Source organism: Dyella kyungheensis, assembly GCF_049913195.1.
Taxonomy (GTDB): Bacteria; Pseudomonadota; Gammaproteobacteria; order Xanthomonadales; family Rhodanobacteraceae; genus Dyella; species Dyella kyungheensis.
Genome location: NZ_CP183983.1, coordinates 3,150,592 through 3,173,277, shown reverse-complemented (window position 1 = coordinate 3,173,277; position 22,686 = coordinate 3,150,592). Strand labels below are relative to the sequence as shown.

The 22,686-nt window shown below is 64.3% G+C and carries 21 protein-coding genes; 17 read left to right on the top strand and 4 right to left on the bottom strand.

What is annotated here, in order from left to right; genetic code table 11:
* Window positions 1–52: 52 nt before the first annotated feature.
* A complete protein-coding gene (locus ACN9MB_RS14345; protein ID WP_426271921.1) occupies window positions 53–709 on the bottom strand; it encodes a response regulator transcription factor in 657 nt (218 codons plus the stop codon).
* A 130-nt stretch (window positions 710–839) separates the two neighbouring features.
* Between ACN9MB_RS14345 and ACN9MB_RS14340 the strand changes: the two genes are divergently transcribed.
* From ACN9MB_RS14340 to ACN9MB_RS14330, 3 genes are all read left to right on the top strand, one after another.
* Window positions 840–2,705, top strand: coding sequence for a 3-hydroxybutyrate oligomer hydrolase family protein (locus ACN9MB_RS14340; protein ID WP_426269353.1), 1,866 nt, complete (start codon window positions 840–842; stop codon window positions 2,703–2,705).
* 104 nt (window positions 2,706–2,809) lie between these two features.
* Complete coding sequence (locus tag ACN9MB_RS14335; RefSeq protein WP_204634448.1) at window positions 2,810–3,319, top strand: peptidylprolyl isomerase; 510 nt, start codon at window positions 2,810–2,812, stop codon at window positions 3,317–3,319.
* A gap of 158 nt (window positions 3,320–3,477) precedes the next feature.
* Complete coding sequence (locus ACN9MB_RS14330) at window positions 3,478–3,909, top strand: YidB family protein (RefSeq protein WP_204634449.1); 432 nt, start codon at window positions 3,478–3,480, stop codon at window positions 3,907–3,909.
* A gap of 53 nt (window positions 3,910–3,962) precedes the next feature.
* Here the strand turns inward: ACN9MB_RS14330 and ACN9MB_RS14325 are convergent, their stop codons facing one another.
* On the bottom strand, window positions 3,963–4,217 hold the full coding sequence (locus tag ACN9MB_RS14325; protein WP_426269352.1) for a GlsB/YeaQ/YmgE family stress response membrane protein: 255 nt from the start codon (window positions 4,215–4,217) through the stop codon (window positions 3,963–3,965).
* Between the two features lie 241 nt (window positions 4,218–4,458).
* On the opposite strand from ACN9MB_RS14325, the gene ACN9MB_RS14320 reads away from it, so the two are divergent.
* The 12 genes from ACN9MB_RS14320 (at window position 4,459) to ACN9MB_RS14265 (ending at window position 18,242) form a co-directional block, all read left to right on the top strand.
* On the top strand, window positions 4,459–5,658 hold the full coding sequence (locus ACN9MB_RS14320; RefSeq protein ID WP_204634451.1) for a pyridoxal phosphate-dependent aminotransferase: 1,200 nt from the start codon (window positions 4,459–4,461) through the stop codon (window positions 5,656–5,658).
* Window positions 5,659–5,730: 72 nt separating this feature from the next.
* Window positions 5,731–6,717 carry a malate dehydrogenase gene (locus tag ACN9MB_RS14315; protein ID WP_426269351.1) on the top strand — a complete coding sequence of 329 codons (987 nt, stop codon included), beginning with the start codon at window positions 5,731–5,733 and terminating at the stop codon, window positions 6,715–6,717.
* Window positions 6,718–6,861: 144 nt separating this feature from the next.
* Window positions 6,862–7,203: a hypothetical protein gene (locus ACN9MB_RS14310; RefSeq protein WP_204634452.1), complete on the top strand. Its 342-nt coding sequence runs from the start codon at window positions 6,862–6,864 to the stop codon at window positions 7,201–7,203.
* 111 nt (window positions 7,204–7,314) lie between these two features.
* A complete protein-coding gene (prpE, locus tag ACN9MB_RS14305) occupies window positions 7,315–9,210 on the top strand; it encodes a propionate--CoA ligase (protein WP_426269350.1) in 1,896 nt (631 codons plus the stop codon).
* 292 nt (window positions 9,211–9,502) lie between these two features.
* Entirely contained in the window at window positions 9,503–10,567 is a 1,065-nt protein-coding gene (locus ACN9MB_RS14300; protein ID WP_426269349.1) for an IS30 family transposase, read from the top strand.
* Window positions 10,568–11,306: 739 nt separating this feature from the next.
* Window positions 11,307–12,194: a methylisocitrate lyase gene (prpB, locus tag ACN9MB_RS14295; protein WP_204634454.1), complete on the top strand. Its 888-nt coding sequence runs from the start codon at window positions 11,307–11,309 to the stop codon at window positions 12,192–12,194.
* 75 nt (window positions 12,195–12,269) lie between these two features.
* Window positions 12,270–13,415: a bifunctional 2-methylcitrate synthase/citrate synthase gene (gene prpC, locus ACN9MB_RS14290; protein WP_204634455.1), complete on the top strand. Its 1,146-nt coding sequence runs from the start codon at window positions 12,270–12,272 to the stop codon at window positions 13,413–13,415.
* Between the two features lie 446 nt (window positions 13,416–13,861).
* Window positions 13,862–14,833, top strand: coding sequence for a hypothetical protein (locus tag ACN9MB_RS14285; RefSeq protein WP_204634456.1), 972 nt, complete (start codon window positions 13,862–13,864; stop codon window positions 14,831–14,833).
* Between the two features lie 132 nt (window positions 14,834–14,965).
* Entirely contained in the window at window positions 14,966–15,385 is a 420-nt protein-coding gene (locus ACN9MB_RS14280) for a hypothetical protein (RefSeq protein WP_239535175.1), read from the top strand.
* Window positions 15,382–16,068 (top strand): C39 family peptidase, encoded by a 687-nt coding sequence (locus tag ACN9MB_RS14275; protein ID WP_204634457.1) that lies wholly within the window; start codon window positions 15,382–15,384, stop codon window positions 16,066–16,068. Before ACN9MB_RS14280 ends, ACN9MB_RS14275 begins: the two co-directional genes overlap by 4 nt.
* A gap of 11 nt (window positions 16,069–16,079) precedes the next feature.
* The gene (locus ACN9MB_RS14270; protein WP_204634458.1) at window positions 16,080–16,685 is read left to right on the top strand and encodes a hypothetical protein; all 606 of its coding nucleotides are present in this window, start codon (window positions 16,080–16,082) and stop codon (window positions 16,683–16,685) included.
* A 105-nt stretch (window positions 16,686–16,790) separates the two neighbouring features.
* Window positions 16,791–18,242, top strand: coding sequence for an acetate kinase (locus ACN9MB_RS14265; protein ID WP_426269348.1), 1,452 nt, complete (start codon window positions 16,791–16,793; stop codon window positions 18,240–18,242).
* A 39-nt stretch (window positions 18,243–18,281) separates the two neighbouring features.
* On the opposite strand, the gene ACN9MB_RS14260 is transcribed toward ACN9MB_RS14265, so the two are convergent.
* The gene (locus ACN9MB_RS14260) at window positions 18,282–18,890 is read right to left on the bottom strand and encodes a glutathione S-transferase family protein (RefSeq protein ID WP_204634459.1); all 609 of its coding nucleotides are present in this window, start codon (window positions 18,888–18,890) and stop codon (window positions 18,282–18,284) included.
* A 57-nt stretch (window positions 18,891–18,947) separates the two neighbouring features.
* A complete protein-coding gene (locus tag ACN9MB_RS14255; RefSeq protein WP_204634460.1) occupies window positions 18,948–19,634 on the bottom strand; it encodes a TerC family protein in 687 nt (228 codons plus the stop codon).
* A 278-nt stretch (window positions 19,635–19,912) separates the two neighbouring features.
* On the opposite strand from ACN9MB_RS14255, the gene ACN9MB_RS14250 reads away from it, so the two are divergent.
* Both ACN9MB_RS14250 and ACN9MB_RS14245 read left to right on the top strand, forming a co-directional pair.
* Complete coding sequence (locus tag ACN9MB_RS14250; RefSeq protein WP_426269347.1) at window positions 19,913–21,364, top strand: bifunctional 2-methylcitrate dehydratase/aconitate hydratase; 1,452 nt, start codon at window positions 19,913–19,915, stop codon at window positions 21,362–21,364.
* A gap of 206 nt (window positions 21,365–21,570) precedes the next feature.
* A complete protein-coding gene (locus ACN9MB_RS14245) occupies window positions 21,571–22,686 on the top strand; it encodes an OmpA family protein (RefSeq protein ID WP_204634462.1) in 1,116 nt (371 codons plus the stop codon).

Sequence of the window (22,686 nt, the reverse complement as noted above, 5' to 3'; positions counted from 1 at the left end):
GCGCACTTGTGCGCGACTGCCACAACCTCCGGCGAATCCGTCCCCGCGATGCCTAGATCCGCGCCGAGTCGCTCAGATCCAGCGAGTGCAGCAACACACCCGCCTGCGTACGATTGCGCACGCCCAGCTTTTCGAAAATGGCGGTGACGTGCGCCTTCACGGTGCGCTCCTGAATGGTCAGGCGGTCGGCGATCTGCTTGTTGAGCAGGCCCTCGCCCAACAGCGCGAGCACGCGGTACTGCTGTTCGGTGAGGCGCGCGAGGCGTGAAGCGAGGTCGACGTCGGAAGGATCGGCAGGCAGCGCCTTGATGGCCTGCGCCAGGGCAGGCGGCAGCCAGCTGCCGCAATCGAGCACGCTGCGGATGGCATCACCGATCTCGGCAGGGCTGGCGCTCTTGGGAATGAAACCCGCAGCGCCGTGATCCAGCGCACGACGCACGGTGCGCACTTCGTCGTGAGCCGATACCACCAGCACGGCCACGCCGGGAAACTGGCCGCGTAGCGTGGCGAGCCCGGAGAGCCCCTGGCTGCCGGGCATGTGCAGATCCAGCAGCACCAGGTCGATGTCCGGATCGCCGGCAAGCGCATCGAGCACGCTGTCGAGGTCGTCGGCCTCGACTACGGCGCAATTGTCCACGCTGTCGTTGGCGGCTTGCCGCAGTGCAGCGCGAAACAGGGGATGGTCGTCGGCGATCAGCAGGCGTGTCATGACGCTGAAGTTAGCCAAGGTCACGGCTGACGTCGAGATCATAAAGTCACGTCATCACTTAAGGGCGACTGCCTCTATGCTGGACTTTCGTACGATGGCGGGCCGGTGCCTGCTTGTTATGGTGGTGGGCATGACCAATCGCCTTTCCCGATGGATGCTGCTGATCGCACCGCTGCTGGTGTCGTGCGCAGCACCGACCGTGACCAAGGAGTCCGGCATGCAGGCCCCCGATTTTGTGCGCGGCGACGTGCGCGAGACCGAACATCGCCAGGGCGACGATCTGCTGAGTGCAGGCCTGGGACTGGAAGGGCTGGCCGGTGCGCTGGCGCCGATCGCCCATCCGTTGCAGCCCACGCCGGCTGAATTGCGGCGTCGCGCGATCCAGGCAAGCTGGAAGGGCATTGCCGATCTGGGTCCGCTCGGCGGCTATGGACGCGTCTACGGCGGCGTGCCCGATGTACCCGGTCGCGAGTACCAGGCGTTTGCATGGATCCCCGATGCACATGCGCCGCATCGCGTATTGCTGCAGGTGCCGGACAATTTCGACCGTTCGCGCCGTTGCCTGGTGGTGACCGCATCGTCGGGCTCGCGCGGCATCTACGGCGCCATTGCGCTGGCGGGTGCCTGGGGATTGCCGCGTGGCTGCGCGGTGGCCTATACCGACAAGGGCACCAGCGGCGGCTACTTCGATCTCGCCGACAACAGCGGCGTCGCCCTCGATGGCACGCGCGCCAAACGCGGTTCGGCCATGCTGGAGTTCGAACCGGTCGCCGACACCGCGCACACCGGCGTCGCGGTGAAGCATGCGCACTCGGGCGACAACCCGGAAGCCGACTGGGGCCGCCACGTACTTCAGGCCGCGCGGTTCGGGCTGGCCATGCTCGATCGCGCGTTTCCCGATCAGGCGCCTTTCACGGCGCAGAACACCCGCATCATCGCGACAGGCCTTTCCAACGGCGGTGGCGCCGTGCTGCAGGCGGCGGGCCTGGACGATGACCGTCTGTTCGCGGGCGTGGTCGCATTGGAACCGAATGTGCGCGTGCCGGAGCAGGGCCGCGCCTTGTTCGACTACGCCACCGACGCGTCGATCTGGTTGCCCTGCGCACTCGCCGATGCACGCTTCGACAAAACACCGATGGCGCGCACGCCGGAAGGCGAAGTGCCACCGGCGTGGGCGCAGCGTTGTCACCAACTGCACGAACGCGAATTGGTGAGCGGCACACGCGTAGCCGCACAAGCTGCCCAGGCTTACGAACATCTGCGTGCCGGCGGCTGGACGGACCAGGCGATGGCCACCGCCGCTTCCACCACGTCGCTGGATCTGTGGCGAGCGATCACGGCCGCCTATGCGTCCGCCTATATGCGCCGCGGTCCGGACGATATGCCCTGCGGTTTCCGCTATGGCGGTGCCGGCGCCAAGGGAGCAGCGGCCGCGGTGGATCCCGCGCTGCGCGCGAGCTGGTGGGCCGATGCATCGGGGATTCCGCCCGGCAACGGCGTGGGCCTGTTCGGCGGCACGGATCGCTCGCCCGATCCGACCTTGCCGGGCGCACTCTGCCTGCGTGCGCTGTGGGAAGACACCGATGCGAGCACGCAGCCCCTGCGCGATGGCGTGGCCGCTACCACAGTAAAAGCGCCGCGCCCCAGTCTGCCGTTGTGGATCGTGCACGGCGCCTCCGATGGCCTGCTGCCCACGGCATTCACTTCCGAACCTTATGTGGCATGGCTGCGCAGCAACGGCGGGCATCCGTTGTACTGGAAGGTGCCGTACGCCCAACATTTCGACGCGTTCCTGGCCATTCCCGGTTTTGGCGAGCAGCACGTGCCGCTGCTGCCGTATGGCTACGCGGCGCTGGATCGCCTGTGGGCGCACATTTATGCGGGTGCCCCCTGGCCGGCGATCGTGCCTACGCCGTCGCCCACACCGCGAGGTGCGTTGCCGCTGGCCCGTTTCAGGCTGGATCTGCCGCCTGCCTGGACTCAGGCGCCTCGCTGAATGTCGGCCCGGCCGGGGCGGCGTCCGCCACACCGGCTGCGGTATCCTTGCGCGCTTGCAGGGCGCCTGTGGTTGCGCGCTGCCTTTTAAAACAAGGATTTCCGATGACCATCAACGTCACCATGACCACCAACCGCGGTCCCATCCACCTGCGCCTGCATGAGGACAAGACCCCGGTGACCGTCGCCAGCTTCGTCAATCTGGCCCGTCGCGGCTACTACGATGGCCTGGCTTTCCACCGCGTGATCGCCGATTTCATGGTCCAGGGCGGCTGCCCGGAAGGCAGCGGCCGCGGTGGCCCGGGCTACCGTTTCGAGGACGAGTTCGACGCCTCGCTGCGTCATGACAAGCCGGGCGTGCTGTCGATGGCCAATGCCGGTCCGCGTACCAACGGCAGCCAGTTCTTCATCACCCATGGCGCCACCCCGTGGCTCGACGGCAAGCACAGCGTGTTCGGCGAAATCGTCGGCGCGGAAGACCAGGCCGTGGTCGACGCCATCCGCCAGGGCGACGTGATCGAAAAGGTCACCGTGGAAGGCGACGTCGATGCGCTGCTGGCGGCCCAGGCCGACCGCGTGAAGGAATGGAACGCGGTGCTCGACGAGCGCGGCTGATCGCCTTCGTGTTGATTGCGTGAAGAAACGCCGCCCACCCGGGCGGCGTTTTTTTTGCGCGATTTCGCGATAGCGGGGCGTAATTCAGGAGCCTAGAATCGAACGGCTCCATGCGTCAGATGATGTGTGTCATTCCCCCTTCCCAAGGAGATGCAGTCATGTCCTTTCTCAATGATCTGCTCGGCGGTGCCCAAGGCAACCCGGCTGGCGGTTCCTCTCTCGTCGCGATCGCGGGCCAGCTGATCGAAAAGGCTGGCGGCGTGCAGGGCCTGGTCGCCATGTTGCAGCAACACGGCATGGGCGAAGCGGTGCAATCGTGGGTCGGCACCGGTGGCAACCAGCAGGTATCGGGCGACCAGCTCGGCCAGGCGTTGCAGAACGGCGGCCTCGGTTCGGTATTGCAGGAAGCCGCGGGCAAGCTGGGCGTCGATCAAGGCCAGCTGCTCGGGCAGCTTTCGCAGGTGTTGCCGCATGCGGTCGACCATCTCACTCCCGACGGCCAGGTGCCGGCGCAGGGGCAGGGTGGTTTCGACCTGGGTTCGCTCGCCTCGCTGGCGGGCAAGCTGTTTGGCGGGGCCAGCGCGGCCTGAGGCCAAAAAATGCCGGCGGCGCGCAAAGGCGCCGCCGGTTTCGCTTCCCTGCGTCAGGTGGTGCTGCGCCTGGTCAGCAGGTGATAGATCAACAGCAGGACGATGGCGCCGGCAATCGAGCCGAGGAAGTGCACCAGTCCGGTTTCGCCCCACCAGCCCAGCTTTTCGCCGACATAGGTGGAAAGAAAGGAGCCGGCGATGCCGAGCAAAATGGTGATGATGAAACCACCCGGGTCCTTGCCCGGCTTGAGCATCTTGGCGATCACGCCAACCACCAGACCTACAATGATTACCCAAAGCCAGTGCATGGACGTTCCTTTGGCTGTCAGTCGTGGCTGGAATGTAGGGCGGCGTTGCGGCCTTATCTATAGGCGGATCAGCCAGTTGACGACACGCTTTGGCAAGTGACGAACGTCATTGACGCCGCCCTGCGGCCGCTCGGGCGAACCGGGTTTTAGACCATCGGGTAGCCCCTGGGCGTCGGATGCCGCGCCGCCACATGCTAAAATTGCCGGGTTTGCTGCCTTCGTCCCCCCTTACGAGGAAGTCATGCCCCAGCTCGCCCAGCGTGTCGGTCGCGCCAAGCCCAGCGCGATCATGGTCATCGCCGAAAAGGCCAAGCAGCTCAAGGCTGCCGGTCGCGACATCATCAGCTTCTCCATCGGCGTTCCCAATTTTCTTCCCGGCGAGCATGTCTACGCCGCCGCACGCGAAGCGCTGCAGCACGACTCCGGCCAGTACGGCAGCAACCGCGGTGCGGATGCGCTGCTCGATGCGTTCCTGGTGCATATCGAAAAGCTGGGCTTCAAGGGCTACGGCCGCGCGAATCTGTCGATCGGCATCGGTGCCAAGCAGCTGCTCTACAACCTGGGCGAAGCGCTGTTGAACGAAGGCGAGGAAATCTGCTTCGCCGCACCGTTCTGGACCACCTACCGCGACATCGCCGACATCCTCGGCGCCAAGGCGAACATCCTGCATTGCGGTCCCGAGCAGAACTACAAGCTCACGCCCGCGCAGCTTGAGGCGGCCCTCGCGCGCAAGCCCAAGGTGTTCCTGTTCAACAATCCGTCCAACCCCACCGGCATGGTCTATACGCGCGATGAAATCGCCGCGCTGGCCGCCGTGCTGATGAAGTATCCCGACACCTGGATCATCACCGACGACATCTACAACTCGATGGTGTTCGACGGCATCGGCTATCACAACTTCGTGCATGCGCAGCCGGAACTGAAAGAGCGGCTGATCTTCGTCGACTCGGTGTCCAAGACCTATGGCATGCCGGGCTGGCGCGTGGGTTTGATCGCGGCGCCGGAAAACGTGGCCAAGGCCATCACCACGCTCAATTCCAACCACATCACCAGCCTGCCGGAAGTGATCACGGCGGCCGCGGTTGCCGCGTTCTCGGGCCCGCAGGCCATTCCCGAGGCCAAGTGCAAGGAATTCGCCGAGAAGCGCGACGTGGTCGTCAATGCGCTGCGTGCGATTCCCGGCGTGGTGTGCCCGTATCCGCAGGGTGCGTTCTACGCCTTCCCCGATATCTCGGTCGCCTTCGGCAAGAGTCACCAGGGCGTGAAGATCAACGACGACGTGGAACTGTGCGCCGTGTTGCTCGAAGCCGCGGGCGTGGCCTGCGTGCCGGGTTCGGCCTTTGGCGAACCGCGCGCCATGCGCATTTCCTATACCTGCCCAACTGCACAATTGCAGCCCGGGTTGGAACGCATCCAGGCGTTCTTTGCTGAACTGACCTGATGGTCTTGGGCTCGCGCCGACCGGCGTGGGCCTTTGTCTTTTGTACAAGCCCAAGTTGAAGGAGTTTCTCCGATGAAAGCCCCCGTTCGTGTTGCCGTTACCGGCGCTGCCGGCCAGATCGGTTACGCCCTGCTGTTCCGCATTGCCGCGGGCGACATGCTGGGTCCGGATCAGCCGGTGATCCTGCACCTGCTGGAAATCACCCCGGCGCTGCCCGCGCTGCAGGGCGTGGTGATGGAACTCAACGATTGCGCGTTCCCGACGCTGGCCGGTGTCGTCGCCACCGACGACCTCAACGTCGCCTTCAAGGACGTCGATTACGCGCTGCTCGTCGGTGCGCGTCCGCGCGGCGCGGGCATGGAGCGCAAGGATCTGCTCGAAGCGAACGGCGCCATCTTCGGCCCGCAGGGCAAGGCGCTGAACGATCACGCCAAGCGCGACGTGCGCGTGCTGGTGGTCGGCAACCCGGCCAACACCAATGCGCTGATCGCCCAGCAGAACGCACCGGATCTCGATCCGAAGTGCTTCACCGCGATGGTCCGTCTTGACCACAACCGCGCGCTGTCGCAGCTGGCCGAGAAGACCGGCAAGCACAGCACCGACATCAAGAAGATGACCATCTGGGGCAACCACAGCTCCACCCAGTACCCGGACCTGCACCACGCCACCGTGGGCGGCAAGCCGGCGCTGTCGCTGGTCGACCAGGCCTGGTACGAGAGCGATTTCATCCCGACCGTGCAGCAGCGCGGCGCGGCGATCATCAAGGCGCGCGGCGCTTCCTCGGCTGCTTCGGCTGCTTCGGCTGCCGTCGACCACATGCGCACCTGGGCGATGGGCACCGCGGAAGGCGACTGGGCCTCGATGGGCATTCCGTCCGATGGTTCGTACGGCATCGAGCCGGGCGTGATCTACGGTTACCCGGTGACCGTGAAGGACGGCAAGTACGCCATCGTGCAGGGCCTGGAAATCAACGATTTCTCGCGCGCCCGCATGGACGCCACCAACAAGGAACTGCGCGAAGAGCGCGCCGGCGTCGAGCACTTGTTCGCCAAGAAGTAAGTCGCGCGAGCAAGCCTCGCGATGTGTGAAATGGGCGGCTTCGGCCGCCCATTTCTTTTGAGCCAGCCGCCGATTTTCGCCGGATGACTGGCGATGTGGCCGAGTATCGGTAGAATCGACAGAGCACCGACCGGAACCGAAGACATGAAGCGACTTCTTGCGACCCTTTCCCTCTGCGCCTTGCTTACCGCCTGCGGCGGCACGCACGGTCTGCGCGACACCACGCCGAAGATGAGCAGCCGTACCAACAAGGACATTCCGACCTATCTGGAGTGCGTGCGCGCGAAGTGGGCCGAGACCGCCGAAGTGAGCGCCTCGCACAAGGACCAGTCGGGCGAGCTGTCGGGCAACGACAAGCAGGGCGCGCATGAGCTGATCAGCGTGACTGCCGACGGTACCGGCGCACAGGTGATGATGTACGAGACCCAGGCCCTCAAGAAGGATTACAACCCCGCTTATCGCGACGCGGCGGTGTCCTGCTTGTGAGCTGACTGCACGGGCGACGGCCCGTGCAGCCGACTCGACCAAGGTCGCAAAGCCCGTTCGACGCGGCTGATCTAGGCTAGACCGATCAGCCGCTGCAACGAGGATGTTGTGATGCGTTACGAGGAGTTCTATCAGCGTTCGATAGAGCAGCCCGAAGCCTTCTGGGCCGAGCAGGCGCAGCGCATCCACTGGCATACGCCGCCCGAACGCATCCTCGATGTTTCCCGGCCACCGTTTCGCCGCTGGTTCGTCGGCGGCACCACCAATCTCTGCTACAACGCCGTCGACCGGCATCTTCCAGCGCGCGGCGGCCAGCTGGCGCTGGTGGCGATTTCCTCCGAAACGGGCATCACGCGCGAACTGAGCTATCGCGATCTGTATCGCGAAGTGAATACGTTTGCCGCCGTGCTGACGTCGCTGGGCGTGGTCAGCGGCGATCGCGTGGTGATCTACCTGCCCAACATCGCCGAAGCGGTCTTCGCCATGCTGGCGTGCGCGCGCATCGGTGCCATCCACTCGGTGGTATTCGGCGGTTTCGCGGCGCACAACCTCGCCTTGCGCATCGACGATGCCGAGCCGGCGCTGCTGATTGCCGCCGACGCGGGCATGCGCGGCGGCAAGGTGATCCCGTACAAACCGCTGGTGGATGCGGCGCTGGAAGAAGCGAAGCGTCCGCCTCCGCGGGTGCTCATGATCGATCGCGGGCTCGATCCGCAAATGACCCGCGTGGCCGGACGCGATCTCGACTACGCGAGCTTGCGCGCTTCCTATGAGGGCGCCGAAGTTCCGGTGGAATGGCTCGAATCCAACGAACCGAGCTATCTGCTCTACACCTCGGGCACTACCGGCAAGCCCAAAGGCATCCAACGCGACGTGGGCGGCTATGCGGTGGCCATGGCGATGTCGATCGAGACGATCTTCGACATCAAGCCGGGGCAGGTGATGTTTTCCACCTCGGACGTGGGCTGGGCCGTCGGCCATTCGTACAACGTGTACGCACCGCTGATCGGCGGTGCCACCTCATTGTTGTACGAAGGCCTGCCAGCCCACCCCGATCCGGGCATCTGGTGGCGCCTATGCGAGCGTTACGGCGTGCGCAGTATGTTCTCCTCGCCTACCGCCATTCGCGTACTGAAAAAGCAGGACGCCAGCTGGCTGAAAAAGTACGACCTGTCCCGGCTCAAATGGCTGTTCCTCGCCGGCGAACCGCTCGACGAACCGACCGCGCATTGGGCCACCGACGGACTCGGCGTGCCGGTGATCGACAACTACTGGCAGACCGAAACCGGATGGCCTGCGATCACCTTGATGCCCGGCCTCGACTTGAAGCAGGTGAAGTTCGGCTCCCCGGGATTTCCAAGTCCCGGCTATCGCATGAAAGTGATCGACGAAGTCACCGGCGAGGAGCTTCCGCCGAACCAGAAAGGCGTGCTGGTGTTCGTGCCGCCGTTGCCACCGGGCTGCCTCACCACCGTATGGCGCAACGACGAACGCTACGTGGCGAGCTATTTCAGCCACTTCAAGGAACTGCTGTATAGCTCGCTGGACTGGGCCATCCGCGACGAGAACGGCTACACGACCATTCTCGGCCGCACCGATGACGTGATCAACGTAGCAGGGCACCGCTTGGGCACGCGGGAGATCGAAGAGTCCGTGGCGATGCATCCCGCATGTGCCGAGGCCGCGGTAATCGGCATGCAGGACGAAGTGAAGGGGCAGGTGCCGGTGGTGTTTGCCACGCTACGCCAAGGTGTGACGGAAGGTTCGGTGGATGTGGCCAAAGGCATGCAGCAATGTGTGGTGGACCAGCTTGGGAAGATCGCGCGGCCGGCGCGTATCTACGTGGTCAATGCGTTGCCCAAGACGCGTTCGGGAAAACTGTTGAGACGTTCGTTGCAGGCGCTGGTGCATCACGCCGATCCGGGTGATCTTTCGACGCTGGATGATCCGGGGGCGTTGGAAGAGGTGCGGCGGGCGTTGGAGCGCGGACCCGATCAAGGCGGATAAGTCGGGCGCTAGCCTTCTCCCTCTCCCCTCCGGGGAAAGGGTTGGGTGAGGGGCGGGTGCTCTCGGGAGCGCTCCTAGCTCGTCATCCCGGCGCAGGCCGGAGGCGTTTTTCAACAGCCGAAGGCTGGTCATCCAGTTTCGTCAGTCTTCGGTTGTCGCGATACGGCGACCTGGCTCGCCTGCCGCGGGCTTCCGTCCTCCTGCCGGAGGCCGGGTCACTTTCTCTTGCTTGCCCAAGAGAAAGTAACGGCGGTCTCTAATATCAAGTGCAACACCCCTCTGGAGGTGATGCATGGGTCAGGACTACAACCATCTAAGCGCCGAAGAGCGAGGCGCGATCATGGTGGGCAAGGCACGTGGAGAGAGCGCCCGGCAGCTGGCGATGCTGCTGGGCCGGTCGCCCAGTACGATCTCACGGGAGCTGGCGCGTAACGGGCACCGCGAGCCGTCAGGCAGCCCTCGTCTGGGGCGCCCGACGCTCGGCTATGACGCTTGTCGTGCCGGCCATCGGGCCCGTCGCTTGGCCCATCAGGCACGCCGGCCGCGTAAATTGCATCGTGAGAGCGCCTTGTGGCGTCTGGTGCGCCATTTGTTGGCCCGGCGCTGGTCACCGCAAGAGGTCAGTCGCACACTGCGCCGACAGCATCCCGACGAGCCGGCCAAGCACGTGTCTCACGAGACGATTTACACCGCGATCTATGCCGCTCCGCGCGGGGAGCTGCGGCGAGGGCTGGTGGCACTGTTGCGCCAGCACAAGTGCGCGCGCCGCCCGCGCGGCCAAGGCGCCAATCGGCGCGGCCGCATGCACGATCTGCCAAGCATTCATGATCGACCGCCGGAGGCCAATGAACGCTTGTTGCCGGGCCACTGGGAAGGCGACTTCCTCAAAGGCGCACGCAATCAGTCGTCGGTAGGCGTGCTGGTGGATCGACGCACGTTGTTTCTGAAGCTGGTGAAGATGGAAGGGTGCGCGGCCGAGGATGCGCTCAAGGGCTTCAGCCGGGCGTTCGGTCCGTTACCGGCGACGCTGCGTCAAACGCTGACCTATGACCAGGGCAAGGAGATGGCGTTGTACAAGACGCTCTCCAAGCGCACGGGACTGGCGATTTACTTCGCCGATCCGCGCAGTCCCTGGCAGCGCGGCATCTGCGAGAACACCAACGGTTTGCTGCGTCAGTACCTCCCCAAAGGCACCGACCTGTCCGTGCATAGCCAACGCAAACTCGATGCGATTGCGCGGGAGATGAATCTGCGACCGCGGGCCACCCTGGACTACCACTGTCCGGCGGAGATGTTCATGCGTGCGCTGGGGCGCGATGATCTCGCCCAAGCGATCGATGATGCACTTCTAGATTGACACCGCCAACCAAAGAGAAGGGCCCCCCGGATGACGCGCCTTCCGGGCCTGCGGCCCTCCAGGTGCGCGAGTGGGTTGCGGGGTTTTTCGACAGGGCATCCTGCCCTGGCGAAAAACTGGCCCGCATCCCTGCGGGCCACCCTTCGGGCTGATCCTCCACCCACCCGCCGCGTCATACGGGGACCCCCGAGAGCCAAGAGCCAAGAGCCAAGAGCCAAGAGCCAAGAGCCAAGAGCCAAGAGCCAAGAGCCAAGAGCCAAGAGCCAAGAGCCAGGAGCCAAGAGCCAGGAGCCAGGAGCTGCGGATCTACTGTGGGAGCGCACTTGTGCGTGACAAGCCTACGGAGCGGTACATCCCCGCGTGGCGGTCGTGCACAAGTGCGCTCCCACAAAAGAAGACACACACGTTCCCCCGAGCACCGCCCCTCTCCCAGGCGGGGAGAGGGAGAAGTGGGTGCATCGCGTTGACGGGCTACTGTGGGAGCGCACCCTGTGCGCGACAAGCCTACGGAGCGATACATCCCAACGTGGCGGTCGCGCACAGGGTGCGCTCCCACAGGCGAGCGCGCAGGCAGTTCAAGCCCAGCGCTTTAGCCCCACGAAAACCCAAGGAAAACACCGCCGCACCATACGATGCAGCCACCAACTAACTACACGCTCCCTTCGAAACCATTCATGCTGCCGCGCAACAGCCCCCTTACAAACGGTGCGCTAAAATCTCCTCTTTAAGCGGAGGTTTCATGGCCCACATCGCATCCCCCGGCGCGAAATTCCGCGCCGCCCTCGCGGCAGAACACCCCTTGCAGGTGATCGGTGCCATCAACGCGAACCATGCGTTGCTCGCCAAGCGAGCCGGTTATCGCGCCATCTATCTCTCGGGCGGCGGTGTCGCGGCGGGTTCGCTGGGGCTGCCGGATCTGGGTATCAATACGCTGGACGACGTGCTGACTGACGTGCGCCGCATCACCGATGTGTGCGATCTGCCGCTGATGGTGGACATCGACACCGGCTTCGGTCCGAGCGCGTTCAATATCGCCCGCACCGTGAAGAGCCTGATCAAGTTCGGCGCCGCGGCCTGCCATATCGAGGACCAGGTGGGCGCCAAGCGCTGCGGTCATCGTCCCGGCAAGGAGATCGTGTCGACCAGCGAGATGGCCGATCGCGTCAAGGCAGCCGCCGATGCGAAAACCGATGCCGACTTTTTCCTGATTGCGCGCACCGACGCGATTGCCGTGGACGGTGTGGATGCAGCGATCGAGCGCGCCATTGCCTGCGTCGAAGCGGGCGCCGACGGCATCTTTGCCGAGGCTGCCTACGACCTGCCGACCTATCGCCGCTTTGTCGATGCCGTGAAGGTGCCGGTGCTGGCCAATATCACCGAGTTCGGCCAGACGCCGCTGTTCAGCGTGGAAGAGCTCGCCAGCGCAGGCGTGGGCATCGTGCTGTATCCGCTTTCGGCGTTCCGCGCCATGAACAAGGCGGCGGAGAACGTCTACCAGGCCATCCGCCGTGATGGCCACCAGCGCAACGTGATCGACACCATGCAGACGCGCGAAGAGCTTTACGACCGCATCGGTTACCACGACTACGAGCGCCGATTGGATGAGCTCTTTTCCAAGAAGAGCTGATCGACCCCATCGAGATAACCGGCATCACGGTGCCGTCCACGTTTGACGCAAGCATGTCTTCAGGAGATGTACCGAATGACTGAGCAAACTCTTCCCAAGCCCAAGAAATCCGTCGCGCTGTCGGGCGTGGCTGCCGGCAACACCGCGCTGTGCACGGTGGGCCGCAGCGGCAACGACTTGCATTACCGCGGTTACGACATCCATGACCTGGCGGCCAAGGGTTGTTTCGAGGAAGTGGCCTACCTGCTGGTGCACGGCGTGCTGCCGAACTGGGCGGAGTTGAATGCCTACCGCGCCAAGCTCAAGCGTCTGCGCGGCCTGCCGGCGCCGGTGAAGAGCGCGCTGGAACTGCTGCCTGCCGCCACTCATCCGATGGACGTGATGCGCACCGGTTGCTCGGTGTTGGGCACGGTGTTGCCGGAGAAGGATGACCACAACGTCACCGGCGCGCGCGACATCGCCGACCGCCTGATGGCGAGCTTCGGTTCGATCCTGCTGTACTGGTTCCACTTCAGCCACAACGGCAAGCGCATCGAAACGGTGACCGAAGACGAATCCATCGCCGGTCACTTCCTGCACCTGCTGCACGGCAAGAAGCCGAGCGAGCTGTGCACGCATTCGTTGGACAAGTCGCTGATCCTGTACGCCGAGCACGAGTTCAACGCGTCCACCTTCACCGCACGCGTGATCGCCGGCACGGGCTCGGACATGTACTCGGCGATCACCGGTGCGATTGGTGCGCTGCGTGGTCCCAAGCACGGCGGCGCGAACGAAGTGGCGATGGAGATCATCGCCCGCTACCGCAACGCGGCCGAGGCGGAAGCGGACATCCGCGCCCGCGTGGAGCGCAAGGAAATCATCATCGGCTTCGGCCACCCGGTGTACACGGTGTCCGATCCGCGCAACGAGATCATCAAGGAAGTCTCCCGCAAGCTGTGCACGGAAGGCGGCAACCCGACCCTGTTCGACGTGTCGGAGAAGATCGAGAAGCTGATGTGGGAGCAGAAGAAGATGTTCCCCAACCTCGACTGGTTCTCGGCCAGCGCGTATCACATGATGGGCGTGCCGACGGCCATGTTCACCCCGCTGTTCGTGATCGCCCGCACCTCCGGCTGGAGCGCCCACGTGATCGAGCAGCGCGAGGACGGCAAGATCATCCGCCCGAGCGCGAACTACACCGGCCCGGAAGATCTGGCCTACGTTCCGATCGAAAAGCGCTGATCGCCCTAGGTCTATGTCGAATGAAGGGGCCGAAAGGCCCCTTCGTTCTTTCCAAGTTTCGTTATGGTTCAGGACCCTGTACGACATTGCTAGGGTTTCGTATGCATGGGTGTAAATCTGCTGATACAGGTGTTCCACTTCCTTGTGAGAACGCAGCAATACGCGCTAAATCCCTGAAATAAGGGCTCATGCACGAGTGTTTATGTTCCAGGTGCAAGGCCCGGAACGTGGTGCGCTGTAACAACCTTGATCCACTCGCGCTTTGTGACTGTCTGACCGCAGTCAAACTCATTGTCCGTGAGTCTCTTCAAGTCGCTGATTTCATGGTCTTCAGCTTTGTGAGCGCAAGTCCACACGGCGTGGCACGCAAGTTGCGACGAGAACGTGCTGGATTCGCAACACCAGCAACACAGGGGGTCACACCGCATCGTTCCAGGAGATAGACCATGCGCAAGACTCTAATAGCGACCGCAATAGTGTTGGGTCTGGGGCTTACGCTCCCGGCATTCGCTGCCGACAACGAAAACACTTCGAAAGGATCGAGCACCTTAACCAACACCGATTCGAGCACTCATACCCGCACCGACACCGACACCAACACCTACAGCACTTATGCGACGGGTGCGGACGGTTCAGCCGCCAGCAGCGGTGGCACGGCGGATTCCTTCAACGTTAGCAAGGCAGTAGCAAACAGCACGCTCAACGGTTCGGTCTCGGACGTGGCCGTGTGGGGTATCGGCAACTCCGCAGTGAACAAGGGCGACGCCAATGGCGGTCGCGGCTCCAGCGGCGGTAAAGGCGGTGGCGGCTACGGCGGCAAGGCCTGGGGCGGCAACGGCGGCGACGGCGGCAACGCCGGTGGCGCACATGCCAGCAGCGGCAAGGCCGGCGGTTCGGGCGCCGACTCGGGCGATGCGGCTGGACTCGGCGCTTCGTTGGCTGGCGGCGGTGACGGCGGCGACGGCGGCAACGCCGGTGGCATCCGTAACCACAATCGTGCAGGCGGCGGTGGCGGCACGGCAGGTGGCGGCGCGAACACCGGTGGTACCGGTGGCGCAGGTGGCGCAGGTGCAGGCGGAACCGCCGGCGCAGCATCGCCGACCGCAACCAGCGGCGCAGCGAGCGCGACGGGCGGCACCAGCGGTGCGGCTACTGCAACGGCAGGAACCGGCGGAGCTGGCGGCGCAGGTGCCGGCAATACCGGTGGCGCAGGCACGGGCGGAGCTGGCGGTGCTGGCGGAGCTGGCGGTGCAGGCGGCACGACCTCGGCCACCACGGGCGCGTTCGATATGTCGAACCAGATGAACGGTTCGGCGGCGGCAGCGGCCGGTGTGTCGATCCTCGCCCAGAACAGTGGCGCGGCGGCATTGGTACAGCAGAGCGTGAACGTTCAAGCAAACCTGAACGTGGGTCGCTGAGTGCGAAAGGGATCATGCACGGTGGAGTCATTCGCTCCACCGTGCGTGATGCTGCGGTGCCGTTGCGCGATGCGACGGTCAGCGCTGTCCGCTTCAATCAGAGGCGTGGGCTCGCCTCATGGAGATGCTGCCGTGCGATCTTTCCAATGGATGCTTCGTATCACCGCCCTCGGTGCGCTCGCCGTTCCCACGGTGCTTTGCGCAGAGAACGCGGCCATCCCGCAGGACTATCTGGGGCAGGGAGTGGACTCGCCCATGGCCGCCTATGTCGCGGCAAGCCATGTCGATCACCAGGGCGTCGCCAGCGACCTGGGCGAGAGCGTGGATAGCGCCACCCTGGCCTCCCAGAGCGGCGGCATGCTGGTGCAGCAGAACACCACGTTGACCGGCACGGTGCAGAACAACAGCGCCGATCACCTCACCACGGGTGAGAACATCATCAGCGGCGGCGCGGCCGCGGGTGCGGTCGGATTCCCGACCTTGATCCAGAACTCGGGCAACAACGTGCTGATCCAGAACGCCACGGTGCTGAGCGTCGAGTTCAAACCATGAACATGCGTGCGGCGCTGCTGATCGTATTGGCGGCGTTGCCGGTGCACAGTCGCGCGTCCACGCCGGTGACGGTGGTCAGCAGTGGCCCGGGTTCGTACACGGTGCGCCTGACCAGCCTCAAGGAGGCGCGTTACAAGAGCACCATCCACCAGAAATACGATTTCAGCTGCGGCTCGGCCGCGGTGGCCACGCTGCTGACCTACCAGTACGGCTATCCGGTGAACGAGCAGGTCGCGTTCGAGCAGATGTATCTGCACGGCGACCAGGCCAAGATCAACAAGGAAGGTTTTTCGATGCTGGATCTCAAGCGTTTCCTCGATGCCAATGGCTTCGATGCGGACGGCTTCAAGGTGCCCATCGAAAAGCTCCAGCAGGAAAACCTGCCGGCCATCGTGCTCATCGACGAAAAGGGCTATCACCATTTCGTAGTGGTCAAGGGTATGCGCAACAACCGCTTGCTGGTGGGCGATCCCGCTCGCGGCACGCGCGTGTTGTCGCAGGCCAAGTTCATGACGCTGTGGAAGAACGGACTGGTCTTCGTGATCCACAACCGCCGCAACCTGGCGGTGTTCAACAGCCCCAATGATTGGAAAGTGGCGCCTGCGGCGCCCATAGGCGATGCCATCGATCGCAACGGCCTCTACAACACCGTGATGCCCAAGAAAGGGCCGGACGATATTTGAGGGACACACTGATGAAAGCGGTTGCATACATCGTTGGCTTTGGCGCTCTCTTTGTCGCATGCGGTAGTTGCGTCGTGGGGGCGCAGGCGCAGGATGGTGCGACCACGGTGACAGCGGCTGCCGTGGCAGCGCATGCGCCTGCGCCGGCTGAAGCGCTGGCGAGCGTGGTGACGGGTATCCCGACCTCCGACAACGGCCTGCCCGGCTGGGCTGCGGTGAGCGAAGACACGCTCGACGAGCAGCGCGGCGGCTTCGACCTGGGCAACGGCCTGGTGGCCTCGTTCGGGATCGACCGCGCCGTCTACGTCAACGGCAATCTGGTCACCTCCACCAGTTTCAACATTCCCGACGTCGCGCACATGACCACCGCGCAGGCGCAAGCCATGCAGACGGCGCTAAACACGGTGCAGGTCACGCAGATCGGTCCGAACAATACCTTCGATCCCTCCGCGCTCGCCTCGAAGATGGGCGGCACGGTGATCCAGAACACCTTGAACAACCAGAACATCCAGAACATCACCACCATCAACGCATCGACCAATTCGCTCAACGCATTCCGCGAGGGGAGTCTGCAGGAGGCTTTGCAGCAGGCGCAGTTGCAATCCCTGGGTCACTGACAGGGGAGACGCAGCAGGGGCTGGGCTGTTACCGCAAACACGCCGTGCTTGCTCAAGCGCGGCGTGTTGATAAGTACGACATCGAACCATGAGTCATGAGGAAGCATGATGCGACACTCAGCGTGGCGATACGTTTGGTCGGCGGGATGTGCCGGATTGGTGGCGCTGGGCTTGCCTGTCTCGGCGCAGCAGGAGTCACCGTCGCCGCCGGGTGCATCACCCGCGACGGCCAACAACACCATTTCAGCGGCGCCCTCCGGGAGTCCCGCAGCGGTCGATCCGGACGAGTTGCGCAAGCGGGTGGCCGAGCAGGGCGATCGCATCGATGCCATGCGCAGCCAGATCAGTGCGCAGATCGCCCAGCTCGATGCGATGAAGCGCGCCCTGGCCGAACAGGAGGCCGACTACAAGTCGTTGCGCCATGCCGTGGGCATCGACGTGCTGGACAAGCAGCGCGCCGGCAGCATCGCGACAGGCGGTCCTGGAGCGTCTGCGCTGCCCATGCCGGCCGGCGATGCGGTGGCCGCCAACGCGCCACAACAGCAACCGGTGGGCGAAGCGCCCAAGGCCGATACGCGTCCGCCCGAGGTGGCGCCGATCTTCCAGCAGCCCGGCGTGCTGACGCCCAAGGGCAAGTTCATCATGGAGCCGGCCTACCAGTTTGGTTATTCGTCGGTCGATCGCGTGGCGCTGGTGGGCTACACGGTGATCCCCGCCATCCTGATCGGCCTGATCGATGCGCGGCAGGTGCGCACGACCACGCAGGTCGGCTGGCTGACCACGCGTTACGGCCTCAGCAACCGGCTCGAAGTGGAAGTCCGCGTGCCTTACGTCTATGCGCACGAGGACGTGACCAGCCGTGAGATCTTCACCGGCAGCGCCACCGACAAGGCGTTCGGCAACAGCGGCCACGGCCTGGGCGATATCGAAGCGACCGCGCGCTATCAGTTGAATGTCGGCGGTCCGGACAAGGCCTATTACGTCGGCTGGCTGCGCGTGAAGTCGAACACCGGCAAGGATCCGTTCCAGGTCACCACGGACTGCGTGCAACGTTGCGTGGAGAACGTGATCGGCCAGGTCGATCTCGCGGCCACCGGCACCGGCCTGCCGCTGACGCAGCCGGTGGGTACCGGCTTCTGGGCCATCCAGCCGGGCGTGACCTGGCTGTATCCCACCGACCCGGTGGTGTTCTTCGGCAACTTCAGCTACCTCTACAACGTGCCGCGCGACGACGTGACGCGAAAGATCCTGCTCGGCGGCACCGAAAATCTGGGCAAGGTGAAGCTGGGCGACATCGTCGACGTCAGCGTGGGCATGGGCCTTTCGCTCAACGAGAAAGCCTCGATCAGTATCGGCTACGACCAGAGCTTCGTCGGCGCCACCAAGCAGAACAACCACAACGTGCCCGGCTCGACCAAGATCGTGCTCGGCACGCTCCTGATCGGCGGGTCATGGCGCTTCAGCGACAAGCGCACGCTCAACTTCACCCTGGGCGTCGGCGTGACGCGCGATACACCGGACGCGACGGTGACCGTGCGCGTGCCGATGATGTTCTAGGTTCCGGATGCGAGCACGCCAACGACGCCGTTGGCGTGCTCAGAGACCTTCCTGCTGCAGTGCCGACTTCACGCCGGCATCGTCCTGCATGCGCTGATGGAAGCGGGCGAGGTTGTGCAGTTCGGACAAGTCCACGCCCCTGCCCATGGCCCAGCGCAGCACCACGTACAGGTACGGATCGGCGAACGAGCGCGTGCCGGTAAGCCAGTCGCGGCCTTCGAGCTGGGCATCGAGACGCTGGTAGTAGCCGCGCAAGCGTTCGATGGCGCGACAGCGCAAGGCATCCTGCGCTTCTTCGCCATCGATGAAGCGCTCCGGGCGGAACACCGGCCGGTACATCGGATGCAGGTCGGAGTTGATGTAAGCCAGCCAGCGATTCACTTCCGCACGGCCCCGCGCACCTTCGCCGCCCAGGCCGGCCAGCGGAAACTTGTCCGCCAGATAGTTGAGGATGGCCGCGTTCTCGGTCAGCACCCAGCCGTCCGGTTCCTGCAGGGCAGGCACCACGCCCGACGGATTGATTTTCAGGTAGTCGGCCGAGCCAAGCTCTTCGCGCGCGACGCGATGCGTCGTGTACGGCTGGCCGATCCATTCGAGCACGATGTGGTCGGCGAGCGAGCAGGCGCCCGGCAGGTAGTACAACTTCATGGGGATCGTCCTGGTGTGGTCTTATCCATGAAGTGTCGCCTGCCGGGCTTGCCACGCTCAAGCCGATTCTTGCGCTCGCAGGCGGTGGCGTTGCATCAGCCAGCCGCCGCCGCACACGCCGATCACCAGCACGGCGTCGAGCAGATAGCTGGCCCAGCCATGCGTTTCGAACCACGGCGACAACCAATGGTCGTGCGCGATCATGCGGGCCGCCGTCCACGCGATGGCGCCTGCGCCGATGTAGACGATCACCGGGAAACGTTCGATCAGCCGCAGGATCAGCGACGAACCCCACACCACCAGCGGCACGCTGATCGCCAGTCCGATGACCACCAGCACCATGTGCCCCTTGGCCGCGCCGGCGATGGCCAGCACGTTGTCCATGCCCATCAGCGCATCGGCGACGATGATCGTGCGCATGGCTGCCCAGAAACTGCCCGCGGCACCGACCTCGTGCGCAGGATGACTGTCCGGTTGCAGCAGCTTCCATGCGATCGGCAACAGCAACGCGCCGCCCACCAGCATCAGACCCGGCAGCTTGAGCAGATACACCACCACGCCGGTCAGCAGCAGGCGCACCGCGATCGCGCCCACGGTGCCCCACAGCACGGCTTTTTTCTGGATATGCCGGGGCAGCCGGCGCGCGGCCAGCGCGATCACGATGGCGTTGTCGCCCGCGAGCACGAGGTCGAGCAGCACGATGGCCAGCAGGCCGGAGAGGAATTCGGTGACGACAAGGTCCATGTACGGGTCTCTGCGCGTCGGGACAAATGCAACCACGACGGACGCGCGCGGCCCGTCATGACTGCAAAAGTCTCGTTCGCGGAAGAACCGCCGCAGCGACCGGAGCGTGGTGACGCTCGTGATGACGACCGCTGCACGAACACCGACGAAGCCGGCGTTCGGAACTACTCCCTTTTGGGATCAGTATCTGCGCATTGTCGAGGTCCGCGTGCGCGGGCGTCAAGCTGCACAAAGCGGGCAAAACCACTACTGTCGCTCCCACCGCCGCGAGGTCTCCCATGAGTGCGCCCGATATCCGCTCCGCCAAGCGCCCCGATCCCGACCAACCGATGGTCGATGTGGCCGACTACGTCGTCGACTACCCGATCGAATCCACCGAGGCGTACGACACCGCGCGCTACATGTTGCTGGACTCGCTCGCCACGGCCTTGATGGCGATGAAGTTTCCCGAGTGCGTGAAGCACCTGGGCCCGGTCGTCCCGGGCGCGAACCTGCCGGGCGGCGCCCGCGTGCCGGGCACCAGCCACGAGCTGGATCCGATGCAGGCGGCCTTCGCCATCGGCACCCAGATCCGCTGGCTGGACTTCAACGACACCTGGCTGGCGGCCGAGTGGGGTCATCCGTCGGACAACCTGGGCAGCATCCTGGCCGTCGCCGATTACCTCAGCCGCAAGGCCGAGCGCGAGGGCGGCCGGCCGATGACCGTGCGCGACGTGCTCACCTACGCCATCAAGGCCCACGAGATCCAGGGCTGCTACGCGCTCAAGAACAGCTTCAACCGCGTCGGCCAGGACCATGTGATCCTGGTGCGCCTGGCTTCCACGGCGGTGGCCACGGCCATGCTGGGCGGCTCCAGGGAGCAGATCGTCACGGCCATCTCCCATAGCTGGATCGACAACGGCGCGCTGCGCACCTATCGCCACGCCCCGAACACCGGCCCGCGCAAGAGCTGGGCGGCCGGCGACGCCTGCCGCCGCGCCGTGACCCATGCCATCAATGCGGTGTACCGGGGCGTGGTCGGCTACCCGTCGGCGCTCAGCGCCAAGACCTGGGGCTATTACGACGTGGCCTTCAAGGGCAACGAGTTCCAGTTCGAGCGCCCGTTCGGCAGCTATGTGATGGAAAACGTGCTGTTCAAGATCAGCTTCCCGGCCGAATTCCACGCCCAGACGGCCGTCGAGTGCGCCATGCAGCTGCACGGCGCCGTGGCCGGCCGGATCGACCAGATCGAGCAGGTGGTGATCGAAACCCAGCAAGCGGGCCTGCGCATCATCGACAAGACCGGCCCGCTGGCCAACTACGCCGACCGCGACCACTGCATTCAATATATGGTGGCGGTGCCGTTGATCTTCGGCCGCCTGACGGCCGACGACTATAACGATGAGGTGGCCGCCGACCCCCGCATCGACGCCTTGCGCGCCAAGACAGTGGTCAGTGAGAACCCCCGGTTCACCCAGGACTACTTCGATCCCGAGAAACGTTACATCGGCAACTCAGTTCAGGTGTTCTTTAAGGACGGCTCGAGCACCGAAAAGGTCTCCATCGACTTCCCGATCGGTCATCGCAGGCGCCGGGGGGAGGGTATCCCCGTGTTGTTAAAGAAGTTCGAGGCTGCCATGCGAAGCCAGCTGCCGTCCCATCGGGTCAAAACGATCCTGAACGCCACGGCAGACCCCGTTAAGCTAGATGCCATCCCGATCCACGAGTTCCTTGGTTTCTTCACGCTGTAAAGACGGCGTGAGCCGAAAATGAACGGGCGTTTGGGGTCGATTTGCAATTGCTTAACTTTTGCTAAGCTACTCCGCGCCCGTTTCGGGTAAAACAAGCACTAGGTTCGAAGTCAGGTTCGCGGTTCACTAGGAGTGGAATCACGGCTTGATCGCTTTTCCCGTCTGGGGTGAACGGACGCGTACACCAATAAACGAGGAGACACCTGATGAAACGTAAGGGCTTGTACATCCTGATTGCCCTAGCCCTGGGCGGCGCAGGCGCCGCTCACGCACAGGACAACACTGGCAGTGCGGCACCGACCACCACCGAAACGTCCATGTACGACGATCGCTGGTACATCGCACCCACGGTGGGTGGCTACTACAACGACACCGACCGCAACACCAATAGCCGCCAGTTCTACTACGGCATTGGCTTTGGTCGCTATTTCTCGCCCAACTTCTCGCTGGATTTCTTCGGTGACCGCACCAAGCGCACCGTGGACACCGATGCCGGCGGCGGTCGTTGGTCGAACAACACGTATGGCGTGGCGGCGCGCTATTACTTCCTCGACTGGAACGCATGGCGTCCGTACCTGTTGGGCGGCGTGATGGGCAGCCAGCACATCAGCAACTTCGAGCACGGCTGGTCGCCGGCTGCCGAAGTGGGCGTGGGTGTGTCCAAGACCATCACCGACAGCTCCGACATCCGTGTCGAAGGTGGCTACCGTTACGACTGGGACGACAAGACCCAGCCCGACAAGGACGGTTACGGCGACTGGTTCCTGGGCTTCAGCATCGTCTCGCGCATCGGCGCACCGCCGGCCCCGCCGGCGCCGCCGCCGCCGCCGCCGGCTGCTCCGGACTGCTCCAAGCAGTTCCGCAACGGCGTGAACCTGTGCGACAACAAGTGCCCGGATCTGCCGGAAGGCACGATCGTCGGTCCGGATGGTTGCCCGCAGAAGGTCGTGATCGACCTGCGCGGCGTCAACTTCAAGTTCGATCGTCCGAAGAAGGGCGAGAAGGACATCGCCAAGTCGCTGGCCGAACCGACCAAGGATTCCTTGGCCGTGCTCGACCAGGCCGTCGACACCTTGCAGCGTTATCCGCAGGTGCACGTCACCGTTGCCGGCTACACCGACAGCGTGGGTACGGCGGAGTACAACCAGGGTCTGTCGGAACGTCGCGCGAAGATCGTGTACGACTACCTGACCTCGCACGGTATCGATGCAAGTCGTCTGGAAGGTCCGATCGGTCACGGCAAGAACGATCCGATCGACACCAACGACACGGATGCCGGTCGTGCCCGAAATCGTCGTACGGAATTGCAGGTTCAGCAGTAA